The sequence below is a fragment of the Streptomyces sp. HSG2 genome (assembly GCF_016598575.1).
GTDB lineage: Bacteria > Actinomycetota > Actinomycetes > Streptomycetales > Streptomycetaceae > Streptomyces.
In genome coordinates, this window is sequence record NZ_CP066801.1 from 4,848,325 (window position 1) to 4,864,705 (window position 16,381).

13 protein-coding genes are annotated in these 16,381 nt (G+C 72.7%); 7 read left to right on the forward strand and 6 right to left on the reverse strand.

Annotated elements, in window-relative coordinates; genetic code table 11:
- Positions 1–114 precede the first annotated feature (114 nt).
- The 3 genes from JEK78_RS21135 to JEK78_RS21145 all read left to right on the forward strand — a co-directional run bounded on the left by JEK78_RS21135 (position 115) and on the right by JEK78_RS21145 (position 6,335).
- Positions 115–3,138: a glycoside hydrolase family 38 C-terminal domain-containing protein gene (locus JEK78_RS21135; RefSeq protein ID WP_200261751.1), complete on the forward strand. Its 3,024-nt coding sequence runs from the start codon at positions 115–117 to the stop codon at positions 3,136–3,138.
- 205 nt (positions 3,139–3,343) lie between these two features.
- Entirely contained in the window at positions 3,344–5,431 is a 2,088-nt protein-coding gene (locus tag JEK78_RS21140) for a SpoIIE family protein phosphatase (RefSeq protein WP_200261752.1), read from the forward strand.
- A 43-nt stretch (positions 5,432–5,474) separates the two neighbouring features.
- A complete protein-coding gene (locus tag JEK78_RS21145) occupies positions 5,475–6,335 on the forward strand; it encodes an Fpg/Nei family DNA glycosylase (RefSeq protein ID WP_200261753.1) in 861 nt (286 codons plus the stop codon).
- 54 nt (positions 6,336–6,389) lie between these two features.
- On the opposite strand, the gene JEK78_RS21150 is transcribed toward JEK78_RS21145, so the two are convergent.
- The gene (locus JEK78_RS21150; RefSeq protein WP_200261754.1) at positions 6,390–7,049 is read right to left on the reverse strand and encodes a zf-HC2 domain-containing protein; all 660 of its coding nucleotides are present in this window, start codon (positions 7,047–7,049) and stop codon (positions 6,390–6,392) included.
- A 279-nt stretch (positions 7,050–7,328) separates the two neighbouring features.
- Positions 7,329–7,838 carry a hypothetical protein gene (locus JEK78_RS21155; RefSeq protein ID WP_200261755.1) on the reverse strand — a complete coding sequence of 170 codons (510 nt, stop codon included), beginning with the start codon at positions 7,836–7,838 and terminating at the stop codon, positions 7,329–7,331.
- Positions 7,839–8,163: 325 nt separating this feature from the next.
- Between JEK78_RS21155 and JEK78_RS21160 the strand changes: the two genes are divergently transcribed.
- Positions 8,164–8,997 carry a polysaccharide deacetylase family protein gene (locus JEK78_RS21160; RefSeq protein ID WP_200261756.1) on the forward strand — a complete coding sequence of 278 codons (834 nt, stop codon included), beginning with the start codon at positions 8,164–8,166 and terminating at the stop codon, positions 8,995–8,997.
- A 27-nt stretch (positions 8,998–9,024) separates the two neighbouring features.
- Here the strand turns inward: JEK78_RS21160 and JEK78_RS21165 are convergent, their stop codons facing one another.
- The 4 genes from JEK78_RS21165 to JEK78_RS23725 all read right to left on the reverse strand — a co-directional run bounded on the left by JEK78_RS21165 (position 9,025) and on the right by JEK78_RS23725 (position 11,586).
- The gene (locus JEK78_RS21165) at positions 9,025–9,684 is read right to left on the reverse strand and encodes a class F sortase (RefSeq protein ID WP_200261757.1); all 660 of its coding nucleotides are present in this window, start codon (positions 9,682–9,684) and stop codon (positions 9,025–9,027) included.
- A 155-nt stretch (positions 9,685–9,839) separates the two neighbouring features.
- Positions 9,840–10,394 (reverse strand): hypothetical protein, encoded by a 555-nt coding sequence (locus JEK78_RS21170; RefSeq protein WP_200261758.1) that lies wholly within the window; start codon positions 10,392–10,394, stop codon positions 9,840–9,842.
- Positions 10,395–10,673: 279 nt separating this feature from the next.
- Positions 10,674–11,438 carry a DUF4239 domain-containing protein gene (locus tag JEK78_RS21175; protein ID WP_242483161.1) on the reverse strand — a complete coding sequence of 255 codons (765 nt, stop codon included), beginning with the start codon at positions 11,436–11,438 and terminating at the stop codon, positions 10,674–10,676.
- 16 nt (positions 11,439–11,454) lie between these two features.
- On the reverse strand, positions 11,455–11,586 hold the full coding sequence (locus tag JEK78_RS23725) for a hypothetical protein (RefSeq protein ID WP_277953053.1): 132 nt from the start codon (positions 11,584–11,586) through the stop codon (positions 11,455–11,457).
- A gap of 694 nt (positions 11,587–12,280) precedes the next feature.
- Between JEK78_RS23725 and JEK78_RS21180 the strand changes: the two genes are divergently transcribed.
- The 3 genes from JEK78_RS21180 (at position 12,281) to JEK78_RS21190 (ending at position 16,377) form a co-directional block, all read left to right on the forward strand.
- Complete coding sequence (locus JEK78_RS21180; protein ID WP_200261759.1) at positions 12,281–13,222, forward strand: SCO0930 family lipoprotein; 942 nt, start codon at positions 12,281–12,283, stop codon at positions 13,220–13,222.
- A 207-nt stretch (positions 13,223–13,429) separates the two neighbouring features.
- Positions 13,430–14,242, forward strand: a complete 813-nt coding sequence (locus tag JEK78_RS21185; RefSeq protein WP_200261760.1) for an SAM-dependent methyltransferase — start codon at positions 13,430–13,432, stop codon at positions 14,240–14,242.
- A complete protein-coding gene (locus JEK78_RS21190) occupies positions 14,239–16,377 on the forward strand; it encodes an EAL domain-containing protein (RefSeq protein ID WP_200261761.1) in 2,139 nt (712 codons plus the stop codon). Before JEK78_RS21185 ends, JEK78_RS21190 begins: the two co-directional genes overlap by 4 nt.
- Positions 16,378–16,381: the final 4 nt, after the last annotated feature.

Genomic DNA, 16,381 nt, shown 5'->3' on the forward strand with positions numbered 1-16,381 from the left:
CGCCGCCCCGTACGGTACGCACCGAGTACCGAGGCGGGCACCGCACCCGCCCCGGAGCCCCCGACCTGGTGACCGTCCAGGCGCCCTCTCGCCCCCGACCCCGGAGCACAACCCATGCATGACGACCGCAAGCTGGTGGAGGCCCGCCTCAAGCGCGTCCTCGACGAGCGGATCCGGCCCGCCGTTCACCCCGAGTCCGTACCCCTGGACGTGGCGGTCTGGCACGCGCCCGGCGAACCGGTGCCGGTGGAGGAAGGCCTGGCGGCCACCCCCGAGCCCATCGCGGTGGGCAGCCGCTGGGGCGCGCCCTGGGGGACGAGCTGGTTCCGGGTGACCGGTACCGTGCCGGAGGCGTGGGCGGGGAGGACCGTGGAAGCCATCCTCGATATCGGCTTCGACGAGAACATGCCCGGCTTCCAGTGCGAGGGGCTGGTGTACCGGCCCGACGGGAGCCCGGTGAAGGGGCTCAACCCCCGTAACCAGTGGGTCCGGGTCGGCTCGCCGGCGGCGGGCGGGGAGGAGATCCGTCTGCATGTCGAGGCCGCGTCCAACCCGGTCATCCTCGACTACCACCCCTTCCTGCCCACCGCCCTGGGCGACAAGGAGACCGCGGGCGACGAGCCGCAGTACACGCTGACCCGCATGGACCTCGCCGTCTTCGACGAGACGGTCTGGCAGCTCGTCGTGGACCTGGAGGTCCTCGGCGAACTCATGGTCGAGCTGCCGGAGGACGCTCCGCGCCGTTGGGAGATCCTTCGCGCGGTCGACAGGGCGCTGGACGCCGTCGACCTCCAGGACGTGGGGGGCACGGCCGGCGCCGCGCGCGCCGCTTTGACCGACGTCCTGTCCGCTCCCGCCGTCCCCTCGGCACACCGGATCAGCGCGGTCGGACACGCGCACATCGACTCGGCATGGCTGTGGCCGCTGCGCGAGACGGTGCGGAAGGTGGCCCGAACCACCTCCAACATGACCGCCCTCCTGGACGAGTCGCCGGAGTTCGTCTTCGCCATGTCCCAGGCCCAGCAGTGGGCCTGGGTCCGCGACCACCGCCCCGAGGTGTGGGCGCGGGTGAAGGAGGCTGTCGCCGAGGGGAGGTTCGTGCCCACCGGAGGCATGTGGGTGGAATCCGACACCAACATGCCCGGATCGGAGGCGATGGCCCGTCAGTTCGTGCACGGAAAACGCTTTTTCCTCGACGAGTTCGGCATCGAGAACGACGAGGCGTGGCTCCCCGACACCTTCGGCTTCGCGGCCGGGCTGCCGCAGATCATCAAGGCGGCCGGTGCCAAGTACCTGCTGACACAGAAGATCTCCTGGTCGCAGACGAACCGCTTCCCCCATCACACCTTCCGCTGGGAAGGCATCGACGGCACGCGCGTCTTCACCCACTTCCCGCCCGTCGACACCTACAACTGCTCGATGAAGGGCTCCGAGATCGCGCACGCCGCGCGGAACTTCAAGGACAAGGGCGTCGCCCGACACTCGCTGGCGCCCACCGGATGGGGCGACGGAGGTGGCGGCACCACCCGAGAGATGGTCGCCAAGGCGGCTCGGCTCCGGGATCTGGAGGGTTCGGCGACCGTCACCTGGGAGACCCCCGGGGAGTTCTTCGCGAAGGCCGCCGCCGAGTACCCCGAGCCGCCCGTGTGGGTGGGCGAGCTGTATCTGGAGTTGCACCGGGCCACCCTCACCAGCCAGGCGCAGACCAAGCAGGGCAACCGACGCAGCGAACACCTCCTACGGGAAGCCGAGTTGTGGGCCGCGACCGCCGAGGTGCGCACCGGCCACCCCTACCCTCACGAGGAACTCGACCGGCTGTGGAAGACGGTTCTGCTGCACCAGTTCCACGACATCCTGCCCGGCTCCTCCATCGCCTGGGTGCACCGTGAGGCGCGCGACACCTACGCGCGGGTGGCGGCCGAGCTCACCGGCATCGTGGAATCCGCCCAGCGGGAGCTCGCCGGTGAGGGGGACGTCCCGCTCGTCTTCAACGCGGCGCCGCACGGACGGTCCGGTGTCGCCGCCGGCGGCGCCGCACCGGCGGAACCGCCGCGGCGGACGGTCAGGCGCCCCCGGGACGCCGGGGGGTTCGTCCTGGAGAACGACCTGCTGCGGGTCGAGGTCGACGCGCGCGGGCTCGTCGTCTCCGCCTACGATCTCGCGGCCGACCGGGAGACGGTGGCACCCGGAACGGCGGCCAACCTCCTCCAGTTGCACCCCGACTTCCCCAACATGTGGGATGCCTGGGACGTCGACGAGTTCTACCGCCACTCGGTCACCGACCTCACGGACGTCGAGAGGGTGGCACCGGGAGAGGACGACGCCTCGGTGCGCGTCGAGCGGGCCTTCGGCTCCTCCCGGGTCGTCCAGGTCCTGACGCTGGTGCCGGGCGAGCGCAGGCTGGAGATCGACACCGAGGTCGACTGGCACGAGACGGAGAAGTTCCTCAAACTCGCCTTCCCGATCGACGTGCACGCCGAACGCTACGCCTCCGAGACGCAGTTCGGGCACCATCACCGCCCGACCCACACCAACACCAGTTGGGAGGCAGCCAAGTTCGAGGCGTGCAACCACCGCTTCGTGCACCTGGAGGAGCCCGGCTGGGGGGTGGCCGTCGTCAACGACTCCACCTACGGCCACGACGTCACACGCACCGTGCGAGAGGACGGCGACGGAGGCACGACGACCACCGTCAGGGTCTCCCTGCTGCGTGCCCCCCGCTTCCCCGACCCGGAGACGGACCAGGGGGTGCATCGGTTCCGGCACGCGCTGGTGCCGGGCGCGGGAATCGGCGACGCGGTCCGCGAGGGGTGGCGGATCAACCAGCCAGAGCGGCGCCTCGCCGGCGCCCGGGAGGTGGCCCCGTTGGTGTCGGTGGACCGGGACGCGGTGGTGATCACCGCCGTGAAACTCGCCGACGACGGCAGCGGCGACGTGGTCGTCCGCTTCCACGAGGCGCACGGGGGACGGAGTCGGGCGGTGCTCACCGCCTCCTTCCCCGTCGCCGGTGTGACGGAGACGGACCTGTTGGAGCGCCCGCTGTCCGGTGCGGGTGCCGGGATCCGGGTGGACGGGGACCGGGTGGAGGTGCGGTTGCGGCCCTTCCAGTTGACCACCCTGCGCCTGCGGCGCGCGTAGCTCCGCCGACCGGGGCGGTCGCAGGCCCGGGGACCCGCGTGGTCCGCCGGGCCCTCGCCGCCCCGGCGGGAGAGCCTCCGCACGGGGCGCGGAGCCCGACCGGGCATGCCGGCGGTCCGGACCGAGGTTGAACTTCGGACATTCCGCACCGTCGAACGCCCGGAACGAGTCGAGAAATGGTCCGAGTCCTGGCATGGTGGGGCTCATGGCTGATCGGGGAGCGAGCGCCCTCCCACTCCCGGAGGATTGGCCCGCCCACCCGGACCCGATCCTCGCGCTCAACGGCATGGGAGGCTTCGCCTGGGACCTTGACACCGGTGTTCTCCGCATGGACGCCCGGGCCCACGACGTCCTCGACGTGCGCCCCGACGAGTTCGACGGACGTCCCGAGAGCCTCGCGCATCGCGTGCCCCCGGACGAGGCGCGGCGTATGGACCTGCGTGTCGCGCAGGCGATGAAGGACGGCAGCGAGCACTACAGCCTCTACTTCCCGGTCCGGCGCCGGGACGGCTCGACGCGCTGGACCCATACGCAAGGCCACATCGGTCGTGACGCCTCCGGCCGTCCTCGGTGGATCGTCGGTGTCGTCCGCGCCGCCGGCGGGGACCTGCGCGAGATCGCGGCCCGCCGCGACGAGGCCACCCAGGAGCGGACCCGCCGCCGACAGACCGGCGTGGTGCAGCTCGCCACCACCGCCCTGGCGCACGCCCGTACGGTCGAGGAGGTCGTGGCGGTCCTGAAGGACATCAAGGGACTGAGCCGACTGGGGGCGGCCAGCATCGTCCTGGGACTCGTCGAGGCGGACCGCATCAGGCTGGCCGCCGAAGGCCCCCACGGCAGTTTCGTGCCCGGAACCGACATCACCAGGATCAGCGACGACTACCCGATGAGCGAGGCCGTCCGGACGCTCACCCCGTGCTTCATCGAGTCCGCGGAGGAGTTCGCCGAGCGCTTCCCGGCGCTGTGGCCGCACATCGTCGATCTCCGCATCACCTCGGCGGCGTATCTCCCCCTGATCGCCCAGGCCCGCCCGATCGGCGCCCTCGGACTGCTCTACGACGACCGGGACGGGTTCACCCCGGAGGAGCGCGACGTCCTGGTCGCGTTGGGCAGCAGCATCGCCCAGAGCCTGCAGCGGGCCATGCTCTACGAGCAGGAGATGGACCTCGCCGCCGGACTCCAGCAGGCCATGCTGCCGCGAAGCATCCCCAGCGTCCCCGGGTGCGATGTCGCCGTACGGTACCGCGCCGCCACCATCGGCGGCGCGGTGGGACGCGACATCGGCGGCGACTGGTACGACCTGATTCCGCTGCCCGGCGGCCGGGTCGGCGCCGTCATCGGAGACGTCCAGGGGCACGACACCCACGCGGCCGCGGTCATGGGGCAGCTGCGGATCGTCCTGCGGGCCTACGCCGCCGAGGGACACACCCCCGAGACCGTGATGGCGCGGGCCTCGGTCTTCCTCCACGAGCTGGACACCGATCGCTTCGCCACCTGTCTCTACGCCGAGGTCGATCTGGGAACCGGCGCCGTCCAGGTGGTGCGCGCCGGGCACATCGACCCACTTCTCCGGGGCCCGGACGGCACCTGTCGGCGGGTCTCGGCCGAGGGCGGCCTGCCGCTCGGGCTGTCGGTCGAGTTCGGGCGGCTCGCCTATCCGGTCACCAGGCTCGAACTCGGCGCCGGCTCCACCCTGGTGCTGTGCACCGACGGGATGGTGGAGCAGCCGGGCGCCGACCTCGGGGACGGCACCCGTGCCCTGGCCGCGCTGATCTCGGACGGCCCCGTCGAGGTGCGGGAACTCGCCGACCGGCTGATCGAGGAGGCCGAGCGCAAGGGGGGCGAGGACGACGTGGCGCTGCTGCTGCTGCGTCGACACGCCCGGCGGTCGGCCCGGTCCGGGGCGCGCCTCCAACAGCACGTCGTGCCGGGAGATCCGGCCGCGCTGATCGAGGCCCGCCACATGATCAGGGCGGCGGTCCGCACCTGGGGTGTGGAGGAGCAGGCCGACGCCGTCGAACTGGTCGCCGACGAACTCGTCACCAACGCCCTCATGCACACCGAGGGCTCCGCGGTGGTCACCCTCCGGGTGCTGCCCGGAGTCGAGCGCCGCCTGCGGGTGGAGGTCGAGGACTCCTCCAGCGCCCTGCCCCGGCGGCGAGAGACCGGGGAGTCCGGGGTCTCCGGTCGGGGCCTGCTGCTCGTGGACACCCTCGCGGACGTCTGGGGGGTCGAGGCGCGCGGAGGCGGCAAGTGCGTGTGGTCGGAGTTCGTCGTGCCGGCGGAGGACTGAGACTCCGGCGGCGCCGGCGTGCCGGAGCCGGCAGCCTGGGAGAATGCCCGAACTTCCCGAGGTCGAGGCGCTGCGGGGGTTCCTGGCCGAGCGGACGGTCGGCAGGATGGTCGTCCGCGTCCTGCCGGTGGCCGTCAGCGCGCTGAAGACCCACCGCCCGCCGCTCCGGGCCCTGGAGGGCCGTGAGGTCGCCGCCGTCCGCAGGCACGGCAAGTACCTGGAGGTCGTGACCGTCGACGGGCCGTCCCTGGTGGCCCACCTTGCCCGGGGCGGTCGGCTGCGCTGGCGAGACCCGCTCCCGGACGGTCCTCCCCGGCCCGGCGGCGGGCTGGCCCTACGGGTGGCCTTGGAGAACGGCGCCGGATTCGACCTCGCCGAGGCCGGCTCGCACAAACGACTGGCGGTGTACGTCGTGGACGGCCCGGAGAAGGTACCCGGAGTTGCCAGGCTCGGCCCCGACCCGCTGGCCGACGACTTCGATCGGCGACGGCTCGGGCAACTCCTGCGGGGGGAGCGGCACCGGCTGAAGGGCGCCCTTCGCGACCAGACACTGATCGCCGGAATCGGGAACGCCTACAGCGACGAGATCCTGCACGCGGCACGGCTGTCGCCCTACAAGCCCGCCTCCAGCCTGACCGCCGCGGAGACGGAACGACTCCACACGGCGCTGCGTGACACGCTCTTCGAAGCGCTGGAACGCGCCAAGGCGTCGACCCCGGACCGGCTCAAGGCGGCCAAGCGGGCCGGTACGCGGGTACACGGTCGCACCGGGGAGCCCTGCCCCGTCTGTGGGGACACCGTCCGGGAGGTGTCCTTCAGCGATTCCTCCCTCCAGTACTGTCCGACCTGCCAGACCGGTGGCAGGATCCTGGCCGACCGCAGACGCTCCCGCTTCCTCAGGTAGGACGACCGGCCGCGGCCCGGACGTCGTGGTGATCGCCCCACGCCCTGCCCTGGGCTACGCGGGTGGGGTCAGGGAGATCACCGGATCGCCGTCCGCCCCGCGTACCTCGTAGCGGGCGATCTCCTGCGGGTGCAGGGCCGCGGCCCCCCGCAGGAGACCGACGGTCTCGTCGCCGTCCGGCATGGTCCAGTTCGTGATCGTCTGCTCCGAGCCGTCCAGTCCCACGGCGACCAGGTGGCAGGTGCGCGACGCGGCGGCGTTTCGTACGCGCAGCGCGATGTCGCTGCCCCAGTCCCGGTCCGTGCTGGTCAGCTCGGCCCACACGCCGGTGCGCGGATCCGTGCCGGCGATCGGCGTCGCCCCCGCCGCCTCCGGGCGGGCGGCGGCCAGGACGACGGCGGGGCCGACCACGACGCAGACCAGCGAGGCGGCGACGGCGAGCCACAGCCGTCTCCTGCCGATCCGTCGGCGCGTCGACACCTGGCGCAGCAGTCGGTCCAGCAGCGCGGGGTCGAGCCGGGGCGCCGCGGGGACGGCTCGCGGGGTCGCGTCGCGGTAGAGCATCAGCTGGCGGGTGGCCGCTCCCAGCTCGGTGACCTCGACGGCACACCGCCGGCACTGGGCGAGGTGGTCCTCGAACCGGAAGGCGTCCGCCTCGTCCAGCACGCCGAGCGCGTACGCGCCGACGTCGCGATGCCTCTCCAGGGACCTCATGCGAACTTCCTCGTGCCGTTGGGTGCGGGTGGGGTCGCGTCGTGCTCCCACCCGTACGCACCGGAACGGCGAAACACTCAAGCCACGCCCGAGAATCCCGGCGACGGCCGCCCCGGGGCGCTCCGGTCGGCGGATCGGTCGATACCGGGACAGGGCGTCACGCCGCGCGACGCCCTGGGCCCCGGGCCCCGGTGGTTCCCCGGCCACCCACCGCCCCGCCCGACCCCGAGGCGCCGTTCGCGGGTGCCCGAAGAGGTCCCTCGCCGCGTCGCACGCACCTCAGAAGAGGTGGATGGCCAGGTGGCCCAAGGGCAGGCCCAGCTGCCAGGCAGGCGTCCAGACCTGGGGCCCCTCTTCCTCGCCGGTGCCGCCCACGGCCCCTCCGGGCACCGCGTTCAGGTCGGGCGCGAGCAGTTCGGTCTCCTGGAGCCAGCGCCAGGCCGCGCGTGCCAGCTCCTCGTCCGGGCCCCCGGCGTCAGGGGTCGCCGCGAGTTCGGCGAACCGCCGACGCACCCAGTCGTGCCACTGTCGGTCGTAGGCGGTGAGCGACAGCCACGTCTCCAGTTGGGTGACGACGCGGATGCCGCCCAGCTCCCCCTCGGTGTCGGCCAGAAAGGCGGTCAGCGCCAGGGCCTCACGGCCGGCGCGAAACTCCACGGAGGTGGGCGGCATCAGCTCGCCGGACCGCAGCAGTTCCTCGGCGATGTACTCGGCGTAGAACCACGCCATCGGGACGGCGGGTCCCTCCTCGCCGTCCTCCGGGCTCCCCTGACTCCTTCTGTGCAGCATTCCTGCCCGCCTTCCTCCGGTGCGTGCGCGACGCCCGTGCCGGGCCCCCTTCCTGAGGGCCCCGTCCGCAACACGGATGAGGACAGCCGATTACCCAACCGGGGTCCACGGCAAGGCGCTTTGCCGAGCCTTGACCCATGCTCCGGTTTCCTCGCAGGTCGGGAGCGTGGTCCCGGGAGGGGTGGGCGGCGGACCTCGGCGCGTGGGTGGTCGGCCGTCGGATCGGGTGCCGAACAGGTGGCGGGGGTGGGCCGGTCGGGTGGATTCCCGCCGCCGCTCCGGTGCGTCGCGCGGACCGGGACGGTCGCCAGGCGAGTGATTAATCATGAAAGAAGACAATCGGATCACGCGGCGACGGTTGTTGATCGCCGGCGCCGCCGCGGTCGGCGCGGCAGGCGCGGCGGGCGTCCTCGGGGCGTTCCCGAGTGGGGAGCCTCCCCCCGCGCCGGGTCCCGCGGCCGGAGCCGGGACCCTTCCCACGCGTCCTTCCGCCCCTCGGTTGCGTCCTCTGGCCGGACACGGCGCTCCGGGCGTCGCTCCCCTCCGCGCGCCGGTCCGGCGCGAACCCCTCCTGCGCGTCGAGGGGCACCGCGACGCCATGGTGCTGACCTTCGACGACGGTCCCGACCCCCGCCACACACCGGAGATCCTGGACATCCTCGCCGCGTACGAGGTGCCCGCCATGTTCTTCGTCTGCGGCGAGATGGCCGCCGCACACCCCGATCTGATGGCCCGAATGGCGGACGACGGGCACGTGGTGGGCAACCACACCTGGTCCCACCCCCTCCTCACCCGCCTGGACCGGAGCAGGATCCGCATCGAGATCGAACGCACCTGCGAGATCATCGACCGCAGTCACGGGGCGCCGCCCCTCTGGTTCCGGGCGCCCTACGGGGCGTGGAACCGCGCCGCCTTCCAACTCGGGGCCGAGATGGGCATGGAGCCGCTCGCCTGGACCCTCGACACGCTCGACTGGACCACCCCCGGCACCGGGACCATCGTCGAGCGGGTACGGGAAGGCGCCGGCCCGGGGGTCGTGGTGCTCTCCCACGACGCCGGGGGCGACCGTTCGCAGAGCGTGCGCGCGCTCCGCACCTACCTTCCCCAACTGCTGGACTCCGGGCACCGCCTCACCGTCCCCCGCCGGCGCTACCTGTGAGACGGGCCGTCCGAGGTCGGGATCGGATCAGCCGGTCCCGACGAGGCGGGCGAACGCGACGACGTTCCCGGTGTACCCGTCCCGCTCGGTGAACCCGCCGCCACAGGTGATCACTCGCAGTTCCGGGCGGCCCGTGGGCGCGTACACCCGATCGCCCGGAAAGTCCTGCTTGTCGAAGACCTCGTTGGCGTAGACCTCGAATACCGCCGTCGTCCCGTCGTGTCGGGACACCTCCACCCGGTTGCCGGTTCCCAGCGCCCCCAGGGTGTAGAACACGGCCGGGCCGTGCGCGTTGTCGACATGACCGACCACCACCGCGGTGCCGTCCTCCCCGGGCGTCACGGCCCCGGTGAACCAACCGGCCAGGTCGGGGTTGCCCGCGGGCGGCGCGTCCACCCACCCGTCCGCGTCCAGACCCACGGGTACGAGGGGAGCGTCGACCCGGATCGCCGGGATCCGCACACGGCCCGGTGCCGAGCGGGGCAACGGCGCGGCTCCCGGAGCCCCGTCGGGCCCCAGGTCGTTGCCCCGCGCCGTTGCCGAGGCCGGCTGTGGAGGCCCGGGGGCCGACTCTCCCGAACCGTTGCGGATCAGCGCCAGACCGGTGAGGAGCACCAGGGCGATCACCCCCCAGGGGGCGGGGCGGCGAGGCCGCGCTCCCTCTTCCTCGGTCTCCGACGCGGCCATCGGGCATCCCCTCTCGACACGGCCGATACCACACTCCGCGCGCACCGGACACGCCGGACGCTCTGGGGGCGGGTCCCGGCCCCCCGGGGAGACCGGGCGGTCGGTCACGGGCCCGGATCGTCCGAGCGGCCCGCCGTCAGCGCCGGGCCGGGTGGTCAGCCGCCGTTCGCTCCGCCGCGGCGCCGGGCCAGGTGGTAGGCGGCGCCCACCGAGCCCGCCACGAGCGCGGCGCCCAGGCCGATCTCGCCGAGGTCGAAGCCGCCGAGGCTGCCCCCCTCGCCCGCGTGCACGCCCTTGTCCGGGTAGTCGGACCGCTGATCGTGTCCGCCGTCGCCGGGCCAGGGCTTGTGCGTGGGTTCGTGACGGCCCTCGATGGTCAGGTCGGTGGTTCCGGTGCGGTCGTCACAGGTGAACGTCACCCGGTACACGGCGCCGGGCTTGGCGTCCCGGTCCACCGTCGTCTTCGCCCACGACTCGCGCCGGGGGATGGTGACGGTGTCGAACACCGGCGAGGAGACCGTGACGCGGCCCTTGCACTTGCCGTCGTTGCGGTCCACACGCAGCACGACCTCGCCACCGGGCGGGACGGTGGAGGGCAGCACACTGAATTCGAACGGGGTGACGTCGTCGATGGCCGCGCTGGCCGGTACACAGGCGGACAGGGCGCAGGCCCCCAGCAATGCGACCGAGGCGACGGATATCGCGCGCATGGTGGATCCTCCGGGTCCCGAGGCGCGGCCGCGGATCTCTTCCGCTCGGGTTCCACATGCGCCTCGATGTCCCAAACGCTAAGAACGCGGGGGCCGTCCCGCTAGCTCAGTCGGGCGAATGGGGCATGGTGCCCACGACCGCCGCCCGATCCGCCCGCCGCGCTGTCGGAACCCCGCCTCGGAGCCGGCAGCCCTGCCCCGGCTCCGAGGCGGTGAGCCGGCGGGCGGCGCGCGAGCCGCCCGCTCTCCGGGCGTGGCGAGGGCCGCTCGGACGTCTCGTCAGCCCCGGCTCTGCGGGAAGAGGGTCAGGAACGGCTCCGCCGTCACGCCGATGCTCCGACCGAACGGGGCGTCGAATCCCCAGATCAAGTAGAGCAGGAAGGCGATGAGCGCGGAGAACACACCGGCGACGACCAGTTCGCGCGTGGTACGGCGGATCTGCAGCGCGAAGACCATGCCGATGGTCACGAAGGCCCCGACGATCAGCCCGAACCACACCACTCCCGGCATGGTCTCGCCGGCCGAGTCCGCCCGCGCGGAGCGCGCCTGGTCGGCCGCCGCCACTTGGTCGACCAACGGCTGGTACGCCTGTGCCTCGAAGTCGGAGCGCGGCTCGTAGTCGGTGACGTCGGCCCGGAGCCGGTCCAGGAGCGTGTCTCCGCGCTCGGTCAGCTCTCCTTCCTCCGCCATGGTCTTCCACTCGGTTCCGATGACGTGTCCGACATAGACCCGCACGTCGTCGCGAATGCGATCCCGCACCTCGGGAGGGTAGACCCGGACCCGTTCGCCGACCTCGTGGAGGGCGATCGCCTCCGCCCTCACCTGGTCCTCCGCGGCGCTGCGGGCCTCCCAGGCGCCGGCGATGGCCAGACCCAGCACGATCGCGTAGACGACACCGATCCACATCGTCATGTACTCCACGACGTCCGGTGTCTCGGTGACGTCCTCGTCGGCCGAGGCCGTGCGGTGCCTTACCAGGACGATGGCGACGACCACGGCGCAGGCCGCCAGCATCGCCAGGGTGAGAACAAGCCATTCCGTCAACACGGTTCTCCAGACATCAGCGTGGGCGCAGCGCGGCGACGACGACCACCGCGGGAACGGCGATCAGCAGGACGAAAACGAGGGGGGCCGTGGTGCGTCCGGCGCGACGGGGCGGCGGGGGCGCGGAGCGGTACTCCGGGTAGCGCACCGGGGACAGGCGAGCGTGGGGCGTCGGCTCCGCCGCACGACGCGGTGCGGGCGATGGTGGGGTCGGCGCTCGTGGGGAGGGGGCCGCCGAGGGCGGTGGCGGGACCGGCCGCGGCCTCGGGGGGCGTTCGCGGGGCGAGGGGGCTGCTGGTGCCTCGGGAGGGGACGGCGCGAGCGCCGACGGGGTGGGCGACGGGTTCGGGGTGGTCGACGGAGAGGGAGTCGGCGTGGGGGTCGGTGCGGGGGGAGGGGGCTCCGGAGCGGGGGAGGGATCGGGCGGCGGCGTCGTCGGTGGGCAGGGCGGGAGTGTGGGCCAGGCCAGGGAGCCCGCCACGGCCACCGCCTCGATCCCGGACGGGCCGGTCGAGGCGTAGGCGCAGGCGTCCGCCGCGGCGCCGCCGGCCGGTATGCCGAGGAGTGCGGAGACGAGCGCGGTCAGCGTCAACGCGCGTGCTCCGTGAGGGAGTCGGGTCGGTACGGGTCCATGCACGTCGCCGATCATGGAGGTTGCCGTCGCCCCGCGCGGCGCGGTGTCCTTCGATTGCCCCGAAGGGGGGAGGGGTGCGTACGCGCGTCTGGAGCCCCGCGTCCGACGAATTCCCGGGCCCGTTGAACACCGAGGGGGATCGTGCCCGTACCCAGTGTCGTGCGGCGGCCCAACGGGGGCTGCATCGTGACACATCGGGGAGTTGACGATGAAGACCTCCTGGCGGAGCGCCTCACTCGTGGTGGGCGCCGTGGCCGTGCTTGCGCTGACGACGGCGTGCGGTCAGGGCGGCGGCACGACGGCGGACAGTCAGAACGTCGGCGCCACGGCGGCGCCGGGCGACATCGGGGACACCGAGGCGGGCGCCGCGGGGGTGGACGAGGAGAGGGCCGATTCCGACGAAGCGGGCGGGGAGTTGAAGGTCTCCGAGGCCGCCGGACTCGGCCCGATCGTCACCGACGGAGCCGGGTTCACGCTCTACCGATTCGACCAGGACACGGCGGAACCCCCCAAGTCGACCTGCGAGGGCGACTGTGCCACCGCGTGGCCGCCCGTCCTCGCCGGCGACGCGGAGGCGGGGGAAGGCCTCGACCCGGACTCGCTGGGCGAGGTGGAGCGTGAGGACGGCGACAAGCAGCTCACCATCGGCGGTTGGCCGGCCTACCGGTACGCGAAGGACACCGCCGCCGGAGACGTCAACGGTCAAGGTGTGGGGGACACGTGGTTCGCGCTCGCCCCGGACGGCGCGAAGGCGGGAGGCGACACGTCGGCGAGCGACCGACCCGGTCTCTCCACCCGCGAGGACCCCGACCTCGGGGAGATCGTCGTCGACAAGGATGGCATGACGGTCTACCGCTTCCTCAAGGACGAGGCGTGGCCCGAGCCGGTGTCGGCCTGCACCGACGAGTGTCTGGAGAAATGGCCGGTTGTGGCCCCTGTCGACCCGGACGGCACCGAGGGGGTGGTGAAGGAGGACCTGATGACCTTCACCCGCCCCGACGGCGTCGAGCAGCAGACGGTCGACTGCTGGCCCGTCTACACCTTCGTCGGGGACGAGGAGCCCGGCGATACCAACGGTCAGGGCGTGGGCGGCACGTGGTTCGTCGTCGCGCCCGACGGAAAGCCGGTCGGCGCGCCGGCGAGCGAGTGAGGCGACCTCCCCAGGGCAGCCCTCGGCGCGTCGGACCACGGGCCGTTCCCTCCGCCCCCAGCGGAGGGAACGGCCCGCCGACGTGCCGGCATGTGCCCTGGGCAGTGACCGGTAACGGACTATCAATTTCCGTTTGAACTCGCTCGTTTGGCGACCGATCAGTAGCCTCACCTCGAACACCGGATCGCGGACGCCTTGGAGACATCGATGGAGCGACCCGCCTGGGCCCCACGGGGCATCGACATGACGGTGCCGAGCGTGTCCCGGATGTACGACTACTACCTCGGCGGCTCGCACAACTTCGAGGTCGACCGGCAGGCGGCCCGCAAGGCGATGGAGTTCATCCCCGGCCTGCCCAAGATCATGCAGGCCAACCGGGCCTTCCTGCGCCGTGCGGTCCGTCATGCCGCGGGGGAGGGGATCGGGCAGTTCCTCGACGTCGGCTCCGGCATCCCCACCTTCGGCAACGTGCACGAGGTGGCCCGCGGCGCGATGCCGGGGGCGCGGGTCGCCTACGTCGACCACGACCCCGTCGCAGTGGCGCACGGACAGGCGATGCTCGCGGACCGGGACGACGCGGACGCCGTCGCCGGAGACCTTCGGGAGCCGGCGGGCATCCGGTCCCACCCGGCGGTGCGTCGCCTGATCGACTTCGACCGGCCCGTGGCGGTGCTCCTCGTCGCCGTCCTGCACTTCGTCACGGACGCCGACGATCCCTGGGCGGCGGTGGCCGAGTTGTGCGCGGGCCTCGCCCGGGGGAGCCTGCTGGTGATATCCCACGCGTCGTACGAGGGCATCCCGGTCCCTGCCGAGCGGGCCCGGGGGACGGTCGACGTGTACGAGGAGATCCGCAGCCCGCTGGTCATGCGGGACAGGGCCGACATCGAGCGCTTCTTCCGGGGGTTCCCGATGGTGGAGCCGGGGCTGGTGCCGACGGCGCGCTGGCGACCCGACGGCGACCCGGAGGACGAGGACCCCTACGCGTTCTCTGGCTTCGCGGGCGTGGGGCGTGCCGAGTGACCGAGGAACCGGACGGTCCGGAAGACCGACTGCGTCGCTTCGCGACGATCTGGAGCCGCGCGGTGTTCCCCGTGACGTCCACGTCGGCCACCCGGCCCGAGTTCGAGCGGGAGTTGCTGCCCTTGGCGCGCGCGCTCAGCGAGGCCCTGCGGGCACGCGCGTTCGACGCCGAGACCGGCCGGACGGTCGGCGCCGCCCTGGTCGACGCCCACTGCACCGCGCCCGAGGCCCTGGAGCGCACGCTGGACTGTGTCGACGCCTATCTGGTGCTCTACTGCGGCGGAGAGGGCGACCAAGAGGGCCTGCGAGCCCGCTCGGCGCGGCTGGGGCACGCGATGGCCGCCGGCTTCGCCGGTGCGCTGCGGGACCGGACTCTCGCCGAGCAGGAGGCCATCGCCCAGGCCGCGTTGGAGGCCCAGGGTGCGGTGGCGAGGGCGCTGCACGCCAGCGAGGCGCGCTTCCGCGCGGTCTTCGAGGGGGCGGCCATCGGCATCGGCATCGCCGACCTCGACGGTCGCGTCCTCCAGGTCAACGGGGCGATGACCCGCATGTTCGGGTTGGGCGAGCAGACGCTGCGCCGGGGCAACGTACGCGACTGGGCCCACCCGGACGACGCCCCGCAGACCTGGCGGCTCTACGACGAACTGGTGCGGGGGGAGCGCGACCACTTCCACTTGGAGAAGGCGTTCTCCCGCCCCGACGGTACGGTGCTGTGGACGAACCTCACCGTCTCCCTGCTGCGGGACGCCGACGGTACCCCCCGCTACCAGCTCGCCCTCATGGAGGACACCACCGAACGCCGTCTGCTGAACCTGAGGTTGCGCTACGAGGCCACCCACGACGCGCTGACCGGCCTGCCCAACCGGACCTTCTTCTTCGAGCGCCTGGAGAAGGCCCTCAAGTCCGGAGGCGACCGGCGCTTCGGCCTGTGCTACCTCGATCTCGACGGGTTCAAGACCGTCAACGACAGTCTCGGACACGCGGCCGGCGACCGGCTGCTCGTCGAGGTCGCGGACCGGCTTCAGGCCTGTGTCACCGGACCCGGCGAGATGGTGGCGCGGCTGGGGGGAGACGAGTTCGTGGCCCTCACCACGGGCCTGGCCGCGGACCGCGGGGTGGACGAGTTGGCCGGGCGGATCATGAACGCCCTGCACGCTCCGATCGGGGTCGACGGGCGAGACCTGACCGTGCGCGGCAGCGTCGGTGTCGTCGAGGGGCCGTCCGGGGCGTGCGGCCCGGAGGAGGTGTTGCGCAGCGCCGACATCACGATGTACCGGGCCAAGTCGGCGGGCGGCAACCGCTTCGAGATCGCCGACCCAGAGGCCGACGCCCGCGCCATCACCCGTCACGGGCTGACCACCGCGTTGCCCGCGGCGCTGGAGGGCGGCGAGTTCTTCATCGAGTACCAACCGCTGGTCCGACTCGCCGACGGCGGTGTCCGGGGCGCCGAGGCCTTGGTTCGCTGGCTGCATCCGCAGCACGGGGTGCTCGGTCCGGATCGCTTCATCCCCCTCGCCGAGCACACCGGGCTCATCGTGCCGCTGGGCCGGTGGGTGCTGGAGCAGGCGGTACGGCAGGCCCGTGCCTGGCGTGAGGAGCCGCGGGCGGTCTCGGGGCCGCCCCGTGTGAACGTCAACCTCTCGCCCTGCCAACTGCACCATCCGGGCCTCGTGCAGGACACCGTGGAGATCCTCGAACGAGCCGGGGTCGAGCCGGACGTCCTCTGCCTGGAGGTGACCGAGTCGGCCCTGATCGGTGCCGACGACGGGCTGCTGCGGCCGTTGCACCGGCTGGCCGAGATGGGCGTCGACATAGCCTTGGACGACTTCGGCACCGGGTACTCCAACCTGGCCAACCTGCGCAGGTTGCCGGTCAGCGTCCTGAAGCTGGACCGCTCCTTCACCGAGAGCATGCAGCGCTTCCCCGCGAACCCCGTCGACCTCAAGATCGTCGAGGGTATCGTCTCGCTCGCGCACAGCCTGGACCTCACGGTCACCGTGGAGGGCGTCGAGACCGCAGCCCAGGCGGAGCAGTTGCGCGTACTGGGGTGCGACACGGCCCAGGGCTGGTACTACGCCCGGCCGGGCCCGCCGGAGCGGTTGCACGACCTCGCCCGGGTGGACGCGCGGGTCTGACCCC

Bases quoted from the DNA above. Each gene is read 5' to 3' on its own strand.
- JEK78_RS21135 (WP_200261751.1), top strand. From the start codon at position 115: ATGCATGACGACCGCAAGCTGGTGGAGGCCCGCCTCAAGCGCGTCCTC.
- JEK78_RS21140 (WP_200261752.1), top strand. From the start codon at position 3,344: ATGGCTGATCGGGGAGCGAGCGCCCTCCCACTCCCGGAGGATTGGCCC.
- JEK78_RS21145 (WP_200261753.1), top strand. From the start codon at position 5,475: ATGCCCGAACTTCCCGAGGTCGAGGCGCTGCGGGGGTTCCTGGCCGAG.
- JEK78_RS21150 (WP_200261754.1), bottom strand. From the start codon at position 7,049: ATGAGGTCCCTGGAGAGGCATCGCGACGTCGGCGCGTACGCGCTCGGC.
- JEK78_RS21155 (WP_200261755.1), bottom strand. From the start codon at position 7,838: ATGCTGCACAGAAGGAGTCAGGGGAGCCCGGAGGACGGCGAGGAGGGA.
- JEK78_RS21160 (WP_200261756.1), top strand. From the start codon at position 8,164: ATGAAAGAAGACAATCGGATCACGCGGCGACGGTTGTTGATCGCCGGC.
- JEK78_RS21165 (WP_200261757.1), bottom strand. From the start codon at position 9,684: ATGGCCGCGTCGGAGACCGAGGAAGAGGGAGCGCGGCCTCGCCGCCCC.
- JEK78_RS21170 (WP_200261758.1), bottom strand. From the start codon at position 10,394: ATGCGCGCGATATCCGTCGCCTCGGTCGCATTGCTGGGGGCCTGCGCC.
- JEK78_RS21180 (WP_200261759.1), top strand. From the start codon at position 12,281: ATGAAGACCTCCTGGCGGAGCGCCTCACTCGTGGTGGGCGCCGTGGCC.
- JEK78_RS21185 (WP_200261760.1), top strand. From the start codon at position 13,430: ATGGAGCGACCCGCCTGGGCCCCACGGGGCATCGACATGACGGTGCCG.